14 protein-coding genes are annotated in these 20,474 nt (G+C 29.9%); 12 read left to right on the forward strand and 2 right to left on the reverse strand.

Features of this window, described 5'->3' with window-relative positions; all coding sequences use genetic code 11:
• Positions 1–33 precede the first annotated feature (33 nt).
• The 10 genes from KTF99_RS07505 to KTF99_RS07550 all read left to right on the forward strand — a co-directional run bounded on the left by KTF99_RS07505 (position 34) and on the right by KTF99_RS07550 (position 14,560).
• Complete coding sequence (locus KTF99_RS07505) at positions 34–441, forward strand: SseB family protein (RefSeq protein ID WP_008791697.1); 408 nt, start codon at positions 34–36, stop codon at positions 439–441.
• A 691-nt stretch (positions 442–1,132) separates the two neighbouring features.
• Positions 1,133–1,906 (forward strand): MurR/RpiR family transcriptional regulator, encoded by a 774-nt coding sequence (locus tag KTF99_RS07510; RefSeq protein ID WP_008791698.1) that lies wholly within the window; start codon positions 1,133–1,135, stop codon positions 1,904–1,906.
• Between the two features lie 68 nt (positions 1,907–1,974).
• Positions 1,975–2,838 carry a damage-control phosphatase ARMT1 family protein gene (locus tag KTF99_RS07515; RefSeq protein ID WP_003537694.1) on the forward strand — a complete coding sequence of 288 codons (864 nt, stop codon included), beginning with the start codon at positions 1,975–1,977 and terminating at the stop codon, positions 2,836–2,838.
• A gap of 143 nt (positions 2,839–2,981) precedes the next feature.
• A complete protein-coding gene (locus KTF99_RS07520) occupies positions 2,982–5,543 on the forward strand; it encodes a translation factor GTPase family protein (RefSeq protein ID WP_217215507.1) in 2,562 nt (853 codons plus the stop codon).
• 10 nt (positions 5,544–5,553) lie between these two features.
• On the forward strand, positions 5,554–5,937 hold the full coding sequence (locus tag KTF99_RS07525) for a hypothetical protein (RefSeq protein ID WP_003537699.1): 384 nt from the start codon (positions 5,554–5,556) through the stop codon (positions 5,935–5,937).
• A 91-nt stretch (positions 5,938–6,028) separates the two neighbouring features.
• Positions 6,029–6,454, forward strand: coding sequence for a MarR family winged helix-turn-helix transcriptional regulator (locus KTF99_RS07530; protein ID WP_008791701.1), 426 nt, complete (start codon positions 6,029–6,031; stop codon positions 6,452–6,454).
• A 1-nt stretch (position 6,455) separates the two neighbouring features.
• Positions 6,456–8,174, forward strand: a complete 1,719-nt coding sequence (locus KTF99_RS07535; protein WP_029480073.1) for an ABC transporter ATP-binding protein — start codon at positions 6,456–6,458, stop codon at positions 8,172–8,174.
• A gap of 1 nt (position 8,175) precedes the next feature.
• Positions 8,176–10,032 (forward strand): ABC transporter ATP-binding protein, encoded by a 1,857-nt coding sequence (locus tag KTF99_RS07540; RefSeq protein WP_029480071.1) that lies wholly within the window; start codon positions 8,176–8,178, stop codon positions 10,030–10,032.
• Positions 10,033–10,135: 103 nt separating this feature from the next.
• The gene (locus tag KTF99_RS07545) at positions 10,136–11,566 is read left to right on the forward strand and encodes an extracellular solute-binding protein (protein ID WP_008791703.1); all 1,431 of its coding nucleotides are present in this window, start codon (positions 10,136–10,138) and stop codon (positions 11,564–11,566) included.
• A gap of 21 nt (positions 11,567–11,587) precedes the next feature.
• Positions 11,588–14,560 (forward strand): EAL domain-containing protein, encoded by a 2,973-nt coding sequence (locus tag KTF99_RS07550; protein ID WP_009301060.1) that lies wholly within the window; start codon positions 11,588–11,590, stop codon positions 14,558–14,560.
• Between the two features lie 106 nt (positions 14,561–14,666).
• Here the strand turns inward: KTF99_RS07550 and KTF99_RS07555 are convergent, their stop codons facing one another.
• Entirely contained in the window at positions 14,667–16,997 is a 2,331-nt protein-coding gene (locus tag KTF99_RS07555; protein ID WP_217215509.1) for an HAD-IC family P-type ATPase, read from the reverse strand.
• A gap of 241 nt (positions 16,998–17,238) precedes the next feature.
• Positions 17,239–18,558 carry a polysaccharide deacetylase family protein gene (locus KTF99_RS07560; protein WP_254210108.1) on the reverse strand — a complete coding sequence of 440 codons (1,320 nt, stop codon included), beginning with the start codon at positions 18,556–18,558 and terminating at the stop codon, positions 17,239–17,241.
• 228 nt (positions 18,559–18,786) lie between these two features.
• Between KTF99_RS07560 and KTF99_RS07565 the strand changes: the two genes are divergently transcribed.
• Together KTF99_RS07565 and KTF99_RS07570 are read left to right on the forward strand one after the other, a co-directional pair.
• Positions 18,787–20,010: an Mbeg1-like protein gene (locus KTF99_RS07565; protein WP_003537709.1), complete on the forward strand. Its 1,224-nt coding sequence runs from the start codon at positions 18,787–18,789 to the stop codon at positions 20,008–20,010.
• 53 nt (positions 20,011–20,063) lie between these two features.
• Positions 20,064–20,468 carry a hypothetical protein gene (locus KTF99_RS07570; protein WP_029480067.1) on the forward strand — a complete coding sequence of 135 codons (405 nt, stop codon included), beginning with the start codon at positions 20,064–20,066 and terminating at the stop codon, positions 20,466–20,468.
• Positions 20,469–20,474 lie beyond the last annotated feature (6 nt).

Below are 20,474 nucleotides of genomic sequence, written 5' to 3' on the forward strand. Positions count from 1 at the left end.
TCCTTGAAAATCAATTTGAAAGTCGGTGAGTATATGACTATAGAAACTAATGATAATTTAAACCAGCTAATAAAAGCATACAATCATGATATTGAACTCAATCGTTTAAAAGATATTCTTGATTATTTAAAATCAAAACCAATTTATATGCCTTCGACAATTAAGATTTCAAAACAAAAATTACTAAAGATCCCCAATGATGATCTAATAATGATTTTAGATAATTTATCTGGAGAAACTACTCAAAATTATTTACCTGTATATTCTAGTCCTGTTTTATTCAATTCAAAATATCGCTATTTTGTTACTTTGAGTATTTATGATTGTTTTATGTTAATGAAAAGATTTAAAGAGAAAAATGCAATAATTATTAATCCTAATAGGGATAATTCATTAGTTATTGATAACATATTAATTAAGTATTTAAAAAATGGCGGATAAAAACTAAATTTATGTTTATTGATCCATATCGCAGCTTGTAAATAGAAATGATATGGATCATTTAATTGTTGCCTTTTAAATTGTATGATAAGATAATTTTAATGATAAATAGGTATTTATATTACATGGAATAAAGAAATAGAAAGGTTAAATGGAAACGTAAATCAAACTATTGAAAAGAAAGGGGATAGAATCTATCGTAACAGCTATTGGAAACCTTATATCCATGATTTTTCACAATATTTAGAATTTAAAAAGTGTAATAGAGTTCCAAGATTTTTAGGCGATGATGAAAATAATCGTGAGATATTATCTTTTTTGCATGAATATGTATCTGGTAACAACTTTTTTAATTGTCATGCAATTGTTTGGACAGATTATATTGTCACAATGATGCTAGTTATCAGACTAATTCGGATGGAACAATAAGAGATTATAAGACAAATGATACTTTGTTTAGAAAAGAAAGAATAAAAATATTTTTTAAAGCTTACGGAATGATTATACCAGATAATCTCTTTATTTGGGGGATATGTTGAATCGAAGAACTTTGTAATTTGACTAATCATGAGGTATTGGCTGGAAATAAAGCTTTTCAAAAAATAATGAGATTAATTATTATCAAAATGAAATTACTTTTATAAAAAACAATAGTAAAGCCTGGTATTGAATTATGAATAGGAGAAATTGGATGAATTTGGTGACAACAATGTTAATAAATGTAATAAATAATTCTCACAACAGTGTAGTTGATCGTGATATTGCTAAATATTTAATAGCAAATCACGAAAATATTAATAGTCTATCAATTAGTGAGTTAGCGAAAAATACAAATGTTTCAATATCGCAAGTAAGCCGATTTGTACGATCGTTAGGGATTGAATCTTTTTCTGATTTTAAAGAAGCCTTGGTATATCACGGGGAGCAAAAGCGACATACAGGTTTACAAAGAGAAATAATTGATTATAGAGTATATCAGAAAATGGTTACTGAGGAGATTACATATTTTTATCAGAATTTTGATGAAAGTCGAGTGGATAAACTTGTCTATGATTTTTACAAATATCCAAAAATAGCAATTTTTGGAATTTTAAATAGTGATAATGGAGCAAAAGAATTACAGTATAATTTAATTGGCTGGGGAAAAATTTGCATTTCTTACACTAACTTTCAAGACCAACTAGATTTTATTAAAAGTGCAGATAGTAATACTTTAATTGTAATTTTTAGCTTTTCTGGTAACTATGTCATGAAAAATGGCTATTCACGTTTTTATCATACTTATGATTATTTAAAAAGTAGTAAAGCAAAGGTTTACGTAATTACTAAAAATAATTTAGTGCAGGAGCTCGAATATGTCAATGAAGTTATTTTGGTTCCAATAAAACATGATTTATATAACTATACTTTGCAATGTCTTGTTGATTTGATTTTTATGAAATATCAAAAAAATTTGATAAAATAGAATTTCCATTTTTTGGAAATAATATTTATTTAAATATAAGAATGCTATGCTAAAGGAGGGTGAGTCGAATGAAAATAAATGAAAATTGTTTACCATGCTTGATCAGTCAAGTTATTAAAGTGGCCAATATTACAAATATAAAAAATCGTGATATGTTTTATCGAGGAGTATTTCAGTATTTGGGAAAACTAAATTTTACTAAAACTAATCCAGAGATAATTGGTGCTACATTTGAAATGATCAAGCAGCAAGTTAATGATGAGGATCCATATTTTGAACTTCGGAAATATTATAACGAACTTTTCTTATCACGTAGTACTGAATTTGAAAATAAGATCAACTCTTTTGAAACGGCTGTTAAATATGCAATTATTGGAAATATTATTGATTTTAGTCCTATCTATAATACCCAAATTAAAGACATTGATAAGTGGTTTGAAAATATTGATCAATTAAAATTAGCAATTAATCAGCTTGAAGAAATGATAACTGATATAAAAAGTGCAAAGGTACTTTTATATTTAGGTGATAATTGTGGTGAAATTTGTCTTGATAAATTATTAATTAGAAGAATTAAAAAACTCAATCCGGAGATTGATATATATTTTGGTGTAAGAGGAAAACCAGTAGTAAATGATTCAATTGAAGCTGATGCATATTTTGTTGGAATGGATGAATACGCTACAATTATCAGTAATGGTGATAATTCTTTGGGTACGGTATTAGAACGTACGAGTAATGAATTTAAAAGGATATACCGAAGTGCCGATATAGTTATTGCTAAAGGGCAGGCAAACTTTGAAAGTTTGAGTGAACAAGAGAAAAATATTTATTTTTTATTGATGGTTAAATGTGAAGTTATTGCTAATTATATTGGGGTCGCACAAAAATCATTAATTTGTTTAAACTATTATAAAAGCATGAGTCATTGATTCATGCTTTTACAACAATTCAAAATAATTTTAGTTGAATTAAGCATATTTTTAAGCTGAATTAGATAAATTGGTAATATCAATTGTAATTATAGCAATATTCTTTATAATTATATTATTAGAAAATAAGTAGGATGATATAAATGAAAAAGATAGTATTAGGAATTCTTGCACATGTTGATGCAGGAAAAACAACATTAACTGAGAGTATATTATATTTAACAGGAACAACACGAAAATTAGGTCGAGTTGATCATCGGGATACTTTTTTGGATTATGATTTTCAAGAGAGAAATCGAGGGATTACAATTTTTTCTAAGCAGGCAATAATAAATTGGCATGATAGCCAAATTACTTTAATTGATACGCCAGGTCACATTGATTTTTCGACAGAAATGGAACGTACGCTACAAGTGCTCGATTATGCTATTTTGGTAATCAGTGGGATAGACGGTGTCCAAGGTCATAGTGAAACAATTTGGAATTTATTGAGATATTATAAAATACCAACCTTTATTTTTATTAATAAAATGGATGTTAGTCGTTATGAGCAATCTGAATTAATGCAGAATTTAAAAGAACGACTAGATGAACATTGTTTTGATTTTAGTAATTTGAATGATGAATTTTATGAAAGTGTTGCTTTAAATAGCGAAGATTTATTGAATTATTATCTAGAATATAATACCTTAAACAAAGAGATGTTAATTAATGAAATTGCTAGATGCCAATTATTTCCGTGTTTTTTTGGCTCTGCGTTAAAAATGGAACGGATTGATAATTTTTTTAATGAATTTACTAATTATATAAAGAATAAGGATTATTCTGAATCTTTTGGAGCGCGAGTTTTTAAAATAAGTCATGACGAACAAGGAAACAAATTGACACATTTAAAAATTACTGGCGGTAGTTTAAAAGTGAAAACGCAACTTTTAAATGATGAAAAAGTTGATCAAATTCGTATTTATTCTGGGAATAAGTATCATTTAACTGATGAAGTGATGGCTGGGGATATTTGTGCGATTAAAGGGCTTAAAAGTATAGTTGCTGGTCAGGGATTAGGTATAGAAGATAATACGACTCAGCCATTGTTGTCACCATACATGGATTATCAAATTAAATTGCCTCCTGATTGTGATCAACATCAAGTGTTAAAAAAGTTAAATTTATTAGCACAAGAAGATCCTCAGCTACATATCAATTATAACGTTAGAACCAAAGAAATTCATGTTCAATTAATGGGTGAAATTCAAATTGAGGTGCTTAAAAATATAATCCAAGAGCGGTTTAAAGTTGAAGTTGATTTTGATTATGGGAGAATTATTTATAAAGAGACGATTGAAGAAACTGTTGAAGGGGTAGGACATTTTGAACCATTACGTCATTATGCTGAAGTACATTTACTTTTAGAACCCGGGAAACCAGGGTCGGGATTAAAATTCGATACAAATTGTCAAGAATATCTTCTAGCGAATAACTATCAACGATTAATTTTGTCGCATTTACAAGAAAAAGAGTATTTGGGAGTACTTACGGGCTCGCCAATCACAGATATGAAAATAACTTTAGTGGCTGGAAAAGCACATTTAAAGCATACTGAAGGCGGTGATTTTAGAGAGGCAACATATCGGGCGATACGTCAAGGCTTGAAAACAGCAAAATCGGTTTTACTAGAGCCGTATTTTGATTTTTCACTTGAATTACCGATTGAATATCTGAGTCGAGCGATTTATGATATTGAGGCAATGGCAGGGAACTTTAAATTACCGGAAAATCAAACTGATATTGTTGTTATTACCGGAAGTGCACCAGTCAGTAAAATGCAAAATTATCAAAGTGAAGTTGTTAGATATACTAAAGGAAAAGGACGCCTAATTTGTCAGTTAAGTGATTATCGCCCATGTCAAAATCAGGCTGAAGTAATTAAATCATTCAACTATGATAGTGAGGCAGATGTAGAAAATCCAACAGGATCAGTATTTTGCAGTCATGGTGCTGGTTATAATGTAAGGTGGGATCAAGTTGCCCAACATATGCACATACCATTTGTTTTTAAAAAAATAAAGAAGACCGCTAATAATATTCAGGATAAATCTAAATTTGATAATATTGATGACGAGTTAGAAAATATTTTCACACGCACTTATGGACCAGTTAAACAAAGATCTGGCGAACATCAAGTAACTAAAAAAATATTTAATGAGTCAAGTTATAAATACATTCCAGAATGTTTATTAGTTGATGGCTATAATGTTATTCATGCCTGGCCAGAATTGAAAGAGTTAGCAAAAGATAATTTAGACGCAGCTAGAATGCGATTAATTGATATTATGTGCAACTATCAAGGTTACAAAAAATGTATTTTGATTTTAGTATTTGATGCATATAAGGTTAAAGATAATATTGGTTCAACTACTAAATATCATAATATTTATATCGCATATACTAAAGAAGCACAAACTGCTGATATGTATATTGAGCGGGCAACTCATGAGTTGGCAAGTAAATACAATATTACAGTGGCCACATCTGATGCGTTAGAACAATTAATCGTATTAGGGCAAGGTGGGAAAAGAATATCTTCTCGCGAACTTCGATTAGAAGTAGCACAACTTGATCAAGAAAAATTAGAAGAATTCCGACGTAAACAACCTAAGAGTCATAATTATTTATTAGAAGGACTTAAGAATTTTAATCAGGATTAGGAGTTTGAAAATGAAAAAAACATTTAAATATAATCTTAATTATATTGGTGGTATTGCTGAATATCAAAAGCGTGCTATTTATACCTTAAATCTTAAAGAAAATAGCTTTTCAGTTGATGGTATCTTCAAAAGTAGAAAGTTTTCTTATAACGATATTATTGAAGTGAAATATGGTGAAATCGAGGAATTAAAAAAACAGCTGGATCCTGTAAATGTTTTATTATTTGGACGAATGGCGTTATTAGATAGACGATTGAATCGTAAATTAAAATATTGTTTAGCTATTATTTTAAAAGAGGAAATGACTATTGTTTTTGCTGAGGAATACGATGGTACGATTAAAACAGCATATAATACACTAAGTAAAATATATAAAATGACCGGCTCTAAATAGAAGCCGGTTTTTAATTTTAGTAAATACCTTGACAGACTTTATTAATAAGATTAGTATACTAATAGTTAGGATGCTAATAATAGGAGGAAAGATGGCTAATTCATTATATTATTTATTATTTAAAACAGCGCATACACAAAGGAAAAAGAATATTCCTTTTTTAAAAGAACTGAATTTAGCACCAGGACAGCCAAAGGTTTTACGATATTTGTATGAACAGAAAAGAGAATGTTTACAAAAAGATATTACTAAAGGTTGTGATATTGAGCCTGCTACAGTTTCAATTATGCTAAACAAATTAGAAAGTAATGGTTTTATTAAACGGAATTATAGTGAGGAAAATAAGAGAAATGTATATATTCAACTTACCGAATTAGGAAAAATCACTTTTCTTAAATGGCAAGCATATCTAGATGAGCGTGAAGATATTACCTTGAGAGATTTTAGCAAGGAAGAAAGAAAACAATTTATTAATTACTTAGAGCGCCTTTATGACGCCTTGTTAAAGGAGGAATAAGATGTTCAAACAATTTTTTGGCTATTTTAAAAACTATAAAAAATATCTTTATTTAAGTGCAGTGTTTGTTATTTTAGAAACTCTTTTTGAGTTGATTATTCCTTTGATAATGGCTGATATTATTGATATCGGTGTAGCAAATAAAGATAGAAATTATATTCTGATCAAAGGGGGATTAATGATTATATGTGCGCTTTTGTCGCTTGGTTTAGGCTTATTGTATGCAAAGACTGCTGCCAAAGCAGGACAGGGGTTTGGCTATGAATTGCGAAAAGCACAATATCAAAAGATTCAAGAATTTTCGTTTAAAAATACAGATCATTTTAGTACTTCATCGTTAGTTACTCGACTTACAAGTGATGTTACTATTTTACAAAACGCTATTTGTAATGGGATTCGTCCGTTAGTTAGAGCACCTTTTATGATGTTAACTGCACTAACTATGGCAATACTAATTAATGCTAAATTAGCTGTTGTTTTTTTAATAGCTATTCCTGTTCTAGCAACATGCTTAATTATAATTATGTCAAAAGTTCGTCCTTTATATGGGAAAATGCAAAGAGCTTTAGACTCTGTCAATTCGATAGTTCAGGAAAATCTAATTGCGATCAGAGTTGTAAAGTCATATGTTAGAAAAGATTACGAACAAGCTAAATTTAATGAAGTTAATTTGAATTATCAACAAGTTTCACGTAAATCATTCCATTATGCAGTTATGAATATGCCGTGTTTTCAATTTGTGATGTATTCGACGATTATTGCAATTCTATGGTTTGGGGGTGGGATGATTCAGGTTGGAAATATGCAAGTAGGTGAATTAACAGGATTTTTAAGCTATATTATGCAAATCTTAAATTCCTTAATGATGATTTCAAATGTTTTCTTGATGTTAACTCGTTCTCTAGCTTCGGCATATCGGATTCAAGAAGTTTTTGATGAAGAAATAGATATTAAAGATGAAAAAAGTGACATAAAGATTACGAGGGGAAAAATCATATTTAAAAATGTTGCTTTTAAATATGACTTAAAAGCAAAAGAATATGTATTAAATAATATAAATTTGGAAATTGAGCCTGGTGAAACTGTTGGTATTATCGGGGGAACAGGTAGTGCCAAAACTTCATTAGTACAATTGATTCCTAGATTATATGATATTACAGCAGGGGATTTATTAATCGATGGTCATGATATAAAATCATATGGAATCGAACATCTTCGAGATGAAATTGCTATGGTATTACAAAAAAACACTCTATTTTCTGGAACGATTAAGGAAAATATTTTATGGGGTAAAGCAGATGCTAGTGATCACGAACTTAATGAAGTTTTAGACATTGCTTGTGCCAGTGAATTTATCGATGCATTGCCTAAGGGAATCAATACAGATTTAGGGCAAGGTGGAGTTAATGTTTCTGGTGGGCAAAAACAAAGGTTATGTATTGCACGTGCATTATTAAAGAAACCAAAAATTTTAATTCTTGACGATTCTACCAGTGCATTAGATACAGCAACTGAACGAAAACTAACAGATGGATTAGCATACTATTTGCCTAAGACAACTAAAATTATTATTTCACAGCGATTATCATCACTTGCCCATACAGATAAAATTGTTATTTTAACTGATGGTAAAATTGATGATATAGGAACACCTGAAGAATTAGCAAATCGTAATCATATCTATCAAGATTTATGTAAAATTCAAGAAGGAGATAAATAATATGGCTAGAATAAACGGAACTCCACGCCCTAAAAATTTAAAGAAAACTTTAAAAGCAATGGCTAGTTATTTAACTCGACATATAGGAACACTCATAATCATTGCTATTTTAGTATTAATTAGTGCAGGTGCAAATATTTTAGGTACTTATTTATTAAAACCGGTTATTAACGATTACATTCTACCAGGTAATAATGCTGGACTATTACAAGCAATAATAACGATGGCAATTATGTATTTAACTGGTGTCGGGGCTTGTCATCTATATAATCAATTAATGGTAAAAACTGCTCAAGAAATCGTTAAAGAAATTCGTGAAGATTTATTTGATAAGATACAAAACTTACCGCTTAGTTTTTTTGATCAGCGTACTCATGGTGAGTTGATGAGTCGATTTACTAGTGATATTGATACAATTTTAGAAGCTTTAAATAATAGTTTTGCAATGTTGATTCAAAGTTTTATAATGATTGTAGGAACAATTACGATGATTATTATTTTAAATCCTTATCTATCAATCATTGTAATTGCTTCAATGGTAATGATGTTTATTTTTATTCGTTATAGTAGTAAAAAGAGTAAGCAGTATTTTAATCAACAACAAAAATATATGGGAAGTTTAAATGGTTTTATTGAAGAAATGGTCGAAGGAAGTAAAGTAGTTAAAGTTTTCAATCATGAACAGGTGAACTTTGCCGAGTTTGAAAAAAGAAATCAAGCTTTACGACAAGCAGCTACGAAAGCAGTTACTTATTCAGGAACTATGATACCAACAGTTGTCAGTATTTCATATTTGAATTATGCATTATCTGCTGTAATAGGCGGGTTTATGGCAATTTATGGGATTATGGATTTAGGAAGTTTATCATCATATTTGGTTTTTGTTCGACAAACTGCGATGCCAGTAAATCAATTTTCCCAACAAATGAATTTTATTTTGGCAGCAATGTCAGGTGCAGAACGTATTTTTGAAATTATGGATGAAAAAGTTGAAATAGATGAAGGAAGTGTCACTTTAACAAATGTTCGCAATGAATATGGTAAGCTAGTTGAGTGTCATGAAAATACTGGACTTTGGGCTTGGCGTCATCCCCGTTCTAATGGTGATGTAGAACTGGTTTTGTTAAAAGGTGATGTTCGCTTCCATGATGTTTGTTTTAGTTATGTCCCCAACCATCCTATTTTAAAAAATTTAAACTTATATGCAAAACCAGGTCAAAAAATTTCATTTGTGGGCTCTACAGGAGCTGGGAAAACAACTATTACTAATTTGATTAATCGTTTTTATGAATTAGATTCTGGCAGTATAACATACGACGGAATTGATATTAAATTAATAAAAAAAGCAGCATTGCGACAATCGTTATCAATGGTTTTGCAAGACACTCATTTATTTACAGGAACGATTGAAGATAATATACGTTACGGTAAATTAGATGCTAGTGATGAAGAAGTGGTGGCAGCAGCTAAACTAGCAAATGCAGATTCATTTATTCGGCGACTTCCGCAAGGCTATCAAACAATGTTAACCGGTGATGGTTCTAACTTATCACAAGGACAACGTCAGCTATTAGCTATCGCTCGTGCAGCAATTGCTAATCCCCCAGTTTTAATTTTGGATGAGGCTACAAGTTCTATTGATACTCATACTGAAAAATTGATTGAAAAAGGGATGGATAGTTTAATGAAAGATCGTACCGTTTTTGTAATTGCACATCGTCTTTCTACAGTTCGTAATTCAAAAGCAATCATGGTACTCGATCATGGAGAAATCATAGAACGTGGGAATCATGATGAATTAATTAATCAAAAAGGAAGATATTATCAATTGTATACTGGAAAAATGGAGTTGTCATAGAGGATATCAATAGGTATCCTTTTTTGTATTGATAAAGTGTGAAGATTGTATAAATGACCAATTTGTGTTATCCTTTAGGGGATAAGGGAATGGAGATAAGCATATGAAAAAAGTAAGATTAGTTTTGATATCTTTATTAATGTTTTTTGCTGTAACTGGATGTAGTAATGAGGATAAAAACTTATTAGACAAGGATGATCCAACGACGATTCAAGTATGGCATTATTATAATGGTGCGCAACAAGAGGAATTTAATCGTCTAGTCGATGAATTTAACAAAACAGTCGGTAAAGAAAAAGGGATAATTGTTGAGGGCTCTGGTCAAGGAACAATTTCTGATTTAGAAAGAAATGTCTTAGATTCAATTAATGGAAAAGCTGGGGCTGCAGATATTCCGAATATTTTTGCAGCGTATGGTGACACAGCTTATCAAGTGGATAAGTTAGGTTATGCAGTAGATTTAAATAAATATTTTAGTAAAGACGAGCTATCTAAGTATGTCGATGGTTATCTTGAAGAAGGACACTTTTCAAGTAAAGATACATTAAAAATTTTTCCAGTGGCTAAATCAGTAGAGTTATTTATGTTGAATAAAACAGATTGGGAGAAGTTTGCAAATGCTACGGGTGCTTCAACAAATGATTTAAATACAATTGAGGGTGTTACTAAGGTTGCAGAGCAATATTATAACTGGACTGATAGTTTGACAGCTGCTCCAAATGATGGAAAAGCATTTTTTGGTCGTGATGCTTTTGCAAATTATATGCTCGTTGGCTATCGTCAGCTAGCAACAGATATTTTTAGTAAAAAGGATAATAAAATCGTATTAAATTTTGAAGCAGATATTGCTAAAAAATTATGGGATAATTATTATGTTCCTTACATAAGTGGTTATTTTAGTTCATCAGGTAAATTTAGAAGTGATGATATAAAAATCGGAAATATTCTTGCTTGTGTTTCTTCATCTTCGAGTGTCACATATTTTCCTAAAGAAGTTATTTTAAATGACGAAGAAAGCCATTCAATTGAATTGGAGACATTTGCTTGCCCTAAATTTAAAGATGGTAAAGATTATGTCGTTCAACAAGGAGCAGGAATGGTTGTTCTCAAAAGTGAAGAAAAAGAACAACAGGCAGCTGTTGAATTTTTGAAATGGTTTACTAGTGATAAACAAAATATTGCTTTTTCAAATGCTAGTGGTTATTTGCCAGTTACCAAAAGTGCAAATGATCTTGATAAGATTACTGATGAAGTAGAAGTCAATGAGTCAGTAAAGAAAACGTTAAATACTAGTCTTAAAATGATTTCAGATAATAATATGTATACATCAGTTCCTTTTGAAAAGGGAACTGATGCAAGAAATGTTTTAGAAACAACAATGAGTAATTTAGCTAAACAAGATCGTGAAACAGTTATTACTAATCTTTCAAATGGAATGAATTTAGAACAAGCAATTAGCCAATTTAATAATGATACTTATTTTAATCAGTGGTATACTAATACTAAAAGCCAATTAGAATCATTAATTAAATAGTTCTATAGAAGGAGGATTGTGATGTTTCGTAAAATCATGAAAAACAAATCAATTTTTTCATATTTACTTGTAGTAATGTGTATTTTAGTGTTAATCGAGACAACAATCCTTGTTGGTAGCCTTTCAACTGGTGGAATGTTTGCTAAATTAAACCAGAACGCTAAAGATATTGTTGATCAGCGAGTTATTAATCGAAGCAGTTATCTTCAAAATGAAATGTTAAACAATTGGTCCAATTTATCTCAATTGACAGACCACATAAATACGACAGCTAAGCAGCTTGTTAGTGAAGGAAAGGTTGATTATGAGCATCTTGATGACAGCTCTGAAACAGCAACACCACTTATTTTGGCAGTTGTAGATCAATTGATTTCAACAATGCGCTCTCAGCATGTTACAGGGGCATATATCATTTTTAATAATCATGACTTGGATAAGGGACTTGAAGATAAACCTGGAATATATTTAAGAGATCTTGATCCATTATCAAAAGCTTCAGCAGAAAATGGGGATTTATTAATTGAACGAGCTCCAACTGAAGTGGTTAAATCTTTAAATATTGCTACTGATTCATCATGGCGGCCACGTTTTGAATTTAAAAAAGCAAACATAAAATATTATGATTTTTTCTATACTCCATACCAGCAGGCAATTAGTAATTCACAAGAATTTTCGAGTACTGATATGGGCTATTGGGGTGGGAGTTTTCGCCTGAGAGATTCTGAAAATGAGGCTTTCACCTACTCATTACCGCTAATCAACGATCAAGGAGCTGTTTATGGTGTCGTTGGAATTGATATTACATTAGATTATTTGAACAAATTATTGCCCAGTACAGAGTTACTTGATGAAGGTAATGGAAGCTATTTGTTGGCAATCAATCAAGATGATTCATTGATTTTAAGTAATATTTTAACTAATGGAAATATTTATACGACGAAAAGTCCTACAACTGAATTAATGCAATCTGAGAATGATTATTATATCAATCAAGGTTCTAACACTTTATATAGTTCATTAAAATATTTGAATATTTATAATTCTAATACACCATACAGTAATCAACGCTGGGCTTTAGTAGGAATAGTTGATACTTCAGATTTATTTGCATTTACAAATAAAATCACTTCGATTTTGATGTTCGCAATCTTTTTAACCTTGACAGTTGGAATTGGTGGAAGTTTCATTTTTAGTTATATCATTTCAAAACCAATAAAAAAATTATCAGATGAAGTCGTAAAAGCTAATATTAAAAATAAGATTTCTTTCAGACGTACAAATATTGCTGAAATTGATCATCTTGCAAATATGATGGAACAACTAAATCAAAATGTTCGTGATACTGCCTTGAAATTCACTAATTTATTACAAATGGCAAGTATTAAGCTAGCAGGGTTCGAATATAATATAAACACTGAAGAATTGTTTATATCAGAAAACTTTTTTGAGGTTTTACTAAAATATGATGTTAATACTTCAGAATTAACAATGACAAAATTTAAAGAAACATTTGAAGGCTATAAACAATATATTGTTTCACATGATTATAGCAAAAAAGAATATCTCTTCAAAATTCCTGATGATGATAATTATGTTTTTGTGAATCTACGGCTATTGGTAAATGATAATGCATATACTGGGGTAATTGAGAATGTAACTAATACAATTGTTGAAAAGAATGTGATTGAATATGAACGTGATCATGATGCTCTAACTGGACTTTTGAATCGGAGAGCATTTATTAGGATCATGAATAGTTTATTTGAAAATGAAATAAACAAAATAAAAATAGCAGCACTATTGATGTTAGATTTAGATAATCTGAAGTACATTAATGATAATTATGGGCATGAAATTGGTGATAATTACATTTCTAAAGCTGCTGAAACATTTGTAAACAGCACCCCAGAAAATACTATTATTTCACGGATTTCTGGTGATGAATTTTTTGTTTTCTTTTATGGTTATGATGATGAAAATGTAATTAAGCAGTTAATTAATAAATTAAAGGAAGCAATTAGCAAGGCTTTTATTCCTTTGGCTGATAATAGTAATTTTCATGTCAATGCATCAGGCGGTATTGCCTGGTATCCACGGGATAGTGAATCTTTTGAAAAACTCCAACATTATGCTGATTATGCAATGTATAAGATCAAACGTACAAGTAAAGGTAATTTAACAGAGTTTAATCTCAATGATTATATTGCGGATTCTTTTTTAAGCGAAAGTAAAGAAGAATTAAACACTATTATTGAAGATCGAGCAATTCAGTTTTATTTTCAACCAATTATAAGTAGCAAAGATGGAACTATTTATGCATATGAATCATTAATGAGATCATTTATGCCATCATTAAAAAATCCCCTTGATATTTTAAAAATAGCTAAAGAGGAGGGACGTTTAGCAGAAATTGAAGAATTAACATGGTCCTCATCACTTGAAACCTTTGCCAACCATTTACGAAATGAGCGAATTAATAAAGATTGTAAAATATTTATTAATTCTATTTCAAATCAAATTTTAAGTAATAAAAAAATTGATGAGCTAGAAAAGGAGTATTCAAAGTATTTAAAAAATGTTGTTTTAGAAGTTACTGAAGTTGAGTACATTGACGAAAATTATCATCAGCAAAAAGCAGAATTAATGAAAAAATGGCAAGCAGAATTAGCATTAGATGATTATGGAAGTGGATATAATAGTGATCGAATCCTATTGCTGATTTCACCTAAATTTATTAAAATCGATATGGATATAATTCGTAATATTGATAGTGATCCTGATAAGTGTAAAATTGTTGAAAACATTGTTAATTATGCTCATGAACGGGATATGAAATTAATTGCTGAAGGAATTGAAACGATTGATGAATTAAAGCAGGTGATTAAGCTTAAAGTTGATTATCTTCAAGGTTTTTTATTAGCCAAGCCGCAATATTTACCACCTCGGATTCAAGAAGATGTGATTAAGTTAATTCAACTTTTAAATGAAAAATAGATATAGAAGGTACAGTAATGTATCTAAATATATCTTTTTGTTTAGATAAATAGATTTGTTTTAAATGGGAGCCTGTCCAAGAAAAACTTGAACAGGCTTATTAATGCTATAAAGCTTTTTTACTATTTAGATTCTTAAGATAATAACTAACACTCCTTGTCAGGATGATTAAAACAGGAATGCTAATAACAATCGTAATTAGGATAATTTGAATTAACTTAGGTGTTAATACATGCATTTCTAAAAGTGGCCAAAAAATCGGTGTAGAGAGGATAAAGCCAATAATATCAATTATTAAAACTCCACCTCGATACCAGTTTAATGGTTTATAAATACGATAAATCATGTGAATAGACACAAAAGCAGTTGTAAAATATAGGACTGAAAAAGTTTCTGCTAACGACAATTGTAAGGTTGGTGCGAGTAATCTTATACCAGCAACGCTTAAAACTATTGCTAATGCGTTAGGTAAGGAAAAACGCATAGCATGATGACCAATTGATTCTTTTGGTTTTTCGATATTTCGTTCAAATAAAATCATAAATGAAGGGAAACCTTCAATAAACATATCCAATAAAGTCATTTGGAAAGGAATAAAAGGATAAGGTATATTCATTAAAATAGATAATATTGAAAGTAAAATCGTGTAAATTGTTTTCAAGTAATACATTGACGCAGAACGTGTAACATTATTAATAACTAGGCGACCTTCTCGAACAACTTCTACTAATGTTTGTAATTTACCATCAATAATAATAAATTGCGATACTTGGCGGGCAATATCGGAATCAGAACCCATCGCAATTGAAACATCAGCATCTTTTAATGCTAAAACATCATTTACTCCATCACCCGTCATCGCAACCTTTTGATTATGTTTTTGTAAACATAAGATCATCTGGTGCTTTTGAAAAGGACTAGCACGACCAATAACATTATAGTTTAAAATTGCATCTTCTAATTGTTGATCAGTAACGATTGTTGAAGCATCAATGTATTTTTCTGCATTAGCAACACCTGCTTGACTAGCGATTGCACTAACTGTCGCTGGATTATCACCAGATATAACTTTTACAGCAACATCATTATCACTGAAAAATTTAAGGGCTTCATGAGCATCTTTCCGAATAGGATCTTTAATAACAATTAGCCCAATCGGTGTTGTTTGTCCTAAAGTTTCCTGTAAGATATTTAATGTTGGGTGATGGCCAATTAATAAAACACGTGCGCCGCTTTTTTGCATCTCAATAATTCTTGGTGATAATTGATAATCAGGACGAATTATTTCTGGTGCTCCAACAATAATTGTTCCTATTGAATCTAGTTCAATGGCGCTCCATTTCCGGGCTGAAGAAAAAGCTATACGGTCTAATGTTTCATACTTTGCAGGGCCAGTAAAATAGTTACTAAGTGTTTTAAAAGTAATATTATTATCAAGAGATCCTTTAACAAAGGAACACATAATCTCATCCAGATCAAGATTTAATGGATTTTTTAATTTAATGACTTGTTCGATTTCCATTTTTCCTTCAGTCAAGGTACCGGTTTTATCTAAACATAGAACATCAATTCGTGATAAGGTTTCAATACTAAACATTTCTTGAACTAAAGTGTTCATTTTCCCTAATTTAACAACACTAGCAGCTAAAGATACACTTGTTAATAGAACTAGTCCTTTAGGAAGCATCCCTAGCAGAGCTGTAGCAGTGTTGACGATTGTGCTTGTAATTCCTTGATCACGAATGATATAAGCCTGATAGAGCATTAAAATACTTAATGGTAAAACTAAATAACTAGTATAACGAGTAACTTTATTAAAAGTGTTTAATAAGACAGAACTAACAGGCTTACGAGTTCTTGCCTGATCAGTAATTTTATTTGCATAGTTATCTTTTCCAACATGTTCAACCTTACCATAGCAAGCACCGCTCAAAATAAAACTACCAGATAATAAATGGTCACCAGGCCCTTTAGAAATTGGATCAGCTTCACCAGTTAAAAGTGATTCATCAACTTCAACATTATTTTCAATAATAATTGAATCAGCACTGATTTGATTACCGGTTTCAAAATAAACTACATCATCTAGAACGATTTCTTCGTTATCGATTGAAATCGTTTTTCCCTCACGAATAACTTTAGTTTTTGGCGAAACGATCAAGTTTAATTTAGCAACCATATTTTTAGATTTTATTTCTTGTCGCGCTCTAATAACAGTATTTGAAATGACAATAACAACAAAAAATAAACTTGAATATGCTTGAACAGCAATTAGAGCAGCAGCAATAATAAAATTATAGGCATTAAAGAGGTTAAAAACATGCCCCATAATAATTTGAAAATTACTTTTAACTACTGGTTTAGGGGAAAGGTTCACTTTCCCTTCACTAATACGCTTTGCAACTTCTTGTTTATTTAAACCTTTAATTTTTCCCATAAATAACATCCTCATAAAAAACAAAATTTATCTAATTGTAATATAACTACAATTGCTTTGCAATGAATTAGCAAGAATTAACCAATACATAACAATTATAATCATAACACGCTATTTTAAAAATTCTATCATAATAAATCCTAAGAATCTCTTAATAAATCTTAAAAATAAAAATAGTTTTATTGAAATAGGTTCCATCTTTTGAAAAATCAAATTCTAGAGCCAATTTCGAAAACTACTTTTAATTATTAATATGATGATGAGGAACATAAGAATTGTCATCTATACTTTTAAAAGAATAACCTAGTGCCTGATAATGCTCGATTATTGCCGGAAGGGCATCTACCGTGGTATTTTTGGCATCTGTATCATGAGCAAGAATCACTTGATTATTGGCATTTCCAGCTGTAGCAGTAGCAATGATTTGATTAACTGGAATATTGTTTCCACCGGCATCACCTGTACTATAATTCCAATCATAAAATTGATAACCACGGTCAATTACTTCGTTTGCTAGAATACTCATGATTCCAGGACAATATTTACGTGAAATTGTATTTGAAGCTCCACCAGGGAAACGAATATACTTTGGAATAAAGCCAATTTCATTTTTAACCATGTTTCCAACTCTTTCTAAATCATTAAAATATGCGGTTACTGAAGTATAAACGGTTTTATAATCATGGCTGTAAGTATGTAAACCGATTGTATGACCTCGTTGATATGCTTCTTTGATCAAGTAATTATAGTTTTGGTTTGTACCAGTCACAAAGAAAGTTGCTTTTGCATGATATTTGTCAAGAATATCTAAAATACGTTTGGTATTTTTTGAAGGACCATCATCAAATGTCAAATAAATAACTTTTTCTTCAGTTTGAGCATAAACTCCAATTTCTTTCTTTTCAACAACTGAAACTTTTCTTTTAGCAACTATTTTATTGCCAGACCTATCTTTGCAAGTATAGGTTACAATATAATCACCTAATTTATCCAATCTTACTTTTTTGTTATCAATAGTCAATTGTGGATGTGGATCACGATTATCATTTCCTTTAACGCCAGCTAAATAATCAACCTTACCATTTAAAGTGACAGTTAGATCATTAAGACCAGAAATAGTTGGTTTTGTTGTATCTTTAGATAAAACTGTAACAGTAGCGTGCTTTGTTGATTTATTATTACTTTCATCGCTAACAATTACTGTCACTTTGACTTTTCCTTTTTTTGAAAAATTATATGCATCTTTAAAAGAAATAGTTGTTTTTGTTTCATCAACAATGTTATCAACTAACATTGTTGGATCAACATCCATTCCTGCATCTATTTCAATATTATTAATTTCAAATTTAGGCTTAGTTTTATCAACTACGTTAATATTTACTGTGAACTTTTTGCCCTGATAAATATAGGTAACAGGATAGCTGCCAATTTTATCATTTTTTAATTTAGATGTGTCGACCTTAATATCGGATGTTTGGACATTTTTAATATTTTTAATTATTTTTTGATAATCAAACTCATGGTTGATTTCTAGTATTGGGTCTTTGACAAAAGTTAACAATTGGTTATTTTTTTACCAGATTAAATAAACTGTACTAATAATTAAAATAAATAATACTGAAATAAAGGTAATTTTTTGTTTTTTTGAAAATTTATTGAATAACTTCATTTTTCTCGACCTTTCCATAAACATTATAGGTTTCAAAAATTTATTGTCAATAAATGTCATGAAGTTGTATAATTTTTTTTAAATATGGTATAATGCCAAAAAAGGAAAGGGGGAACAAAAATGTCCAATATATATGATTATTTAAAATGGCGAGGTGATCTGTCAATGAGAATAGATCCATTTAATGATATTGATGGCTTGATTTTAAGTGAATTAGTTTATGTTGATTTTGATAAAATAGTTCCCACATTTCCCAATGAACAAAGTTATTGTTTAAAAGATGTTGCTAATAATTTTAGTCAAGTAAATAATATTGAAGAATTACTAGATGAGATATCTTTCACTAAGGAATCAATTACATTATTACAAGAATTAGCTAAATGTCCGCGTTATCAAAATATTCTGCTATCTAATTATATTAATGAACTGGACTATCAAAGTATAAAACAATTTGCGGCAATTACTTTTCAATTAGAAGATAGTAGTATTTATGTTGCTTTTCGTGGCACTGATGATACAATTTTAGGCTGGCGTGAGGATTTTCAAATGACTTATCAATTTCCAGTTGCTTCTCAGCAAAGAGCAGTTGAGTATTTGGCTAAAATTGCTGAAATCGATTTTTCTAAATCACTTTTTTATCTTTTATGCCATTGTGATTATAAAATGAAGTGGTATCAAATTTTTAGGATATATATCACCCAAAAGATATCTGGTGTTAAAATTCGTGTTGGTGGTCATTCAAAAGGAGGAAATTTAGCAGTTTATGCATCTAGTTGTGTGAATTCTAAAATATCTAAACGAATTATTGAGATTTATAATAATGACGGCCCTGGTTTTAATCAAAAAATGCTAAATACAGATAATTACCGCAATATTTCTACTAGGATAAAAAAATTCATTCCAGAAAGTTCCGTATTCGGGATAATGCTTGAGAATCTTGAAGAAAAAATAGTAGTTAAAAGTAGCGCTAAAGGTTTAATGCAACATAGTGGCTTTAGCTGGTCAGTAGAAGGAACACAATTTGTTTGTGCTACTGAAATGAGTAAGGACAGCCAAACTATGGATGCAGCTTTTAAATCATGGCTAAGTAAAGTCGACAGTAAAACACGAAAGGATGCAGTTACTGCAGTATTTTCAATTTTAGAAGCAGCTAAAATTGAAAAAATTAATGATTTTTCTGAAAAATCATTATCACATCTAATTACGGCTATTAAAGAAATCAAAAATATGAACAGCGATACAAGAAATGCATTAATTCAATTTTTTAAAACGTTAATTGTAGAGACATACGATTGTAGTCGTAAAGAACATAAGAAAAAAGATACTAATGAAAATAATTCATAAAGATTTAATAATTTCAAATTATACTTAATGTATAATTTGAAAAGAGGGTTAACATGAATAAGTTTCAAAATGCGCTGTATCGCTTTATGTCAGGTCGTTATGGATTGGATCAACTAAACAATTTTTTATTAATATTTGCATTAATTTTATTAATTTTAAATCTTTTTGTAATTCGCAATCCATATCTTGCAACAATTATTTGGATAATTTTAATTATTAATATTTTTAGGACCTATTCTCGTAATATTTATAAAAGGCGAGCTGAAAATGATAAATTTTTATCTTTAATCCAGCCTGTCAAAAAAAGAATTAATATTATTAAAAGTAATAAAAATGATAAAATGCATAAATATTTTCTATGTCCTAACTGCAAGCAAACTGTTAGAGTGCCACGTGGTCGGGGACAAATTACAATTACTTGTCCTAAATGTAAACAAAAATTTGATAAAAAAAGTTAAAAGGAG

Origin of the sequence: Erysipelatoclostridium sp. MSK.7.34 (assembly GCF_019041935.1) — a bacterium.
Lineage (GTDB): Bacteria > Bacillota_I > Bacilli_A > Erysipelotrichales > Coprobacillaceae > Thomasclavelia > Thomasclavelia ramosa.

Coding starts and splice junctions, on each gene's coding strand:
- KTF99_RS07505 (WP_008791697.1), top strand. CDS start 34: ATGACTATAGAAACTAATGATAATTTAAACCAGCTAATAAAAGCATAC.
- KTF99_RS07510 (WP_008791698.1), top strand. CDS start 1,133: ATGAATTTGGTGACAACAATGTTAATAAATGTAATAAATAATTCTCAC.
- KTF99_RS07515 (WP_003537694.1), top strand. CDS start 1,975: ATGAAAATAAATGAAAATTGTTTACCATGCTTGATCAGTCAAGTTATT.
- KTF99_RS07520 (WP_217215507.1), top strand. CDS start 2,982: ATGAAAAAGATAGTATTAGGAATTCTTGCACATGTTGATGCAGGAAAA.
- KTF99_RS07525 (WP_003537699.1), top strand. CDS start 5,554: ATGAAAAAAACATTTAAATATAATCTTAATTATATTGGTGGTATTGCT.
- KTF99_RS07530 (WP_008791701.1), top strand. CDS start 6,029: ATGGCTAATTCATTATATTATTTATTATTTAAAACAGCGCATACACAA.
- KTF99_RS07535 (WP_029480073.1), top strand. CDS start 6,456: ATGTTCAAACAATTTTTTGGCTATTTTAAAAACTATAAAAAATATCTT.
- KTF99_RS07540 (WP_029480071.1), top strand. CDS start 8,176: ATGGCTAGAATAAACGGAACTCCACGCCCTAAAAATTTAAAGAAAACT.
- KTF99_RS07545 (WP_008791703.1), top strand. CDS start 10,136: ATGAAAAAAGTAAGATTAGTTTTGATATCTTTATTAATGTTTTTTGCT.
- KTF99_RS07550 (WP_009301060.1), top strand. CDS start 11,588: ATGTTTCGTAAAATCATGAAAAACAAATCAATTTTTTCATATTTACTT.
- KTF99_RS07555 (WP_217215509.1), bottom strand. CDS start 16,997: ATGGGAAAAATTAAAGGTTTAAATAAACAAGAAGTTGCAAAGCGTATT.
- KTF99_RS07565 (WP_003537709.1), top strand. CDS start 18,787: ATGTCCAATATATATGATTATTTAAAATGGCGAGGTGATCTGTCAATG.
- KTF99_RS07570 (WP_029480067.1), top strand. CDS start 20,064: ATGAATAAGTTTCAAAATGCGCTGTATCGCTTTATGTCAGGTCGTTAT.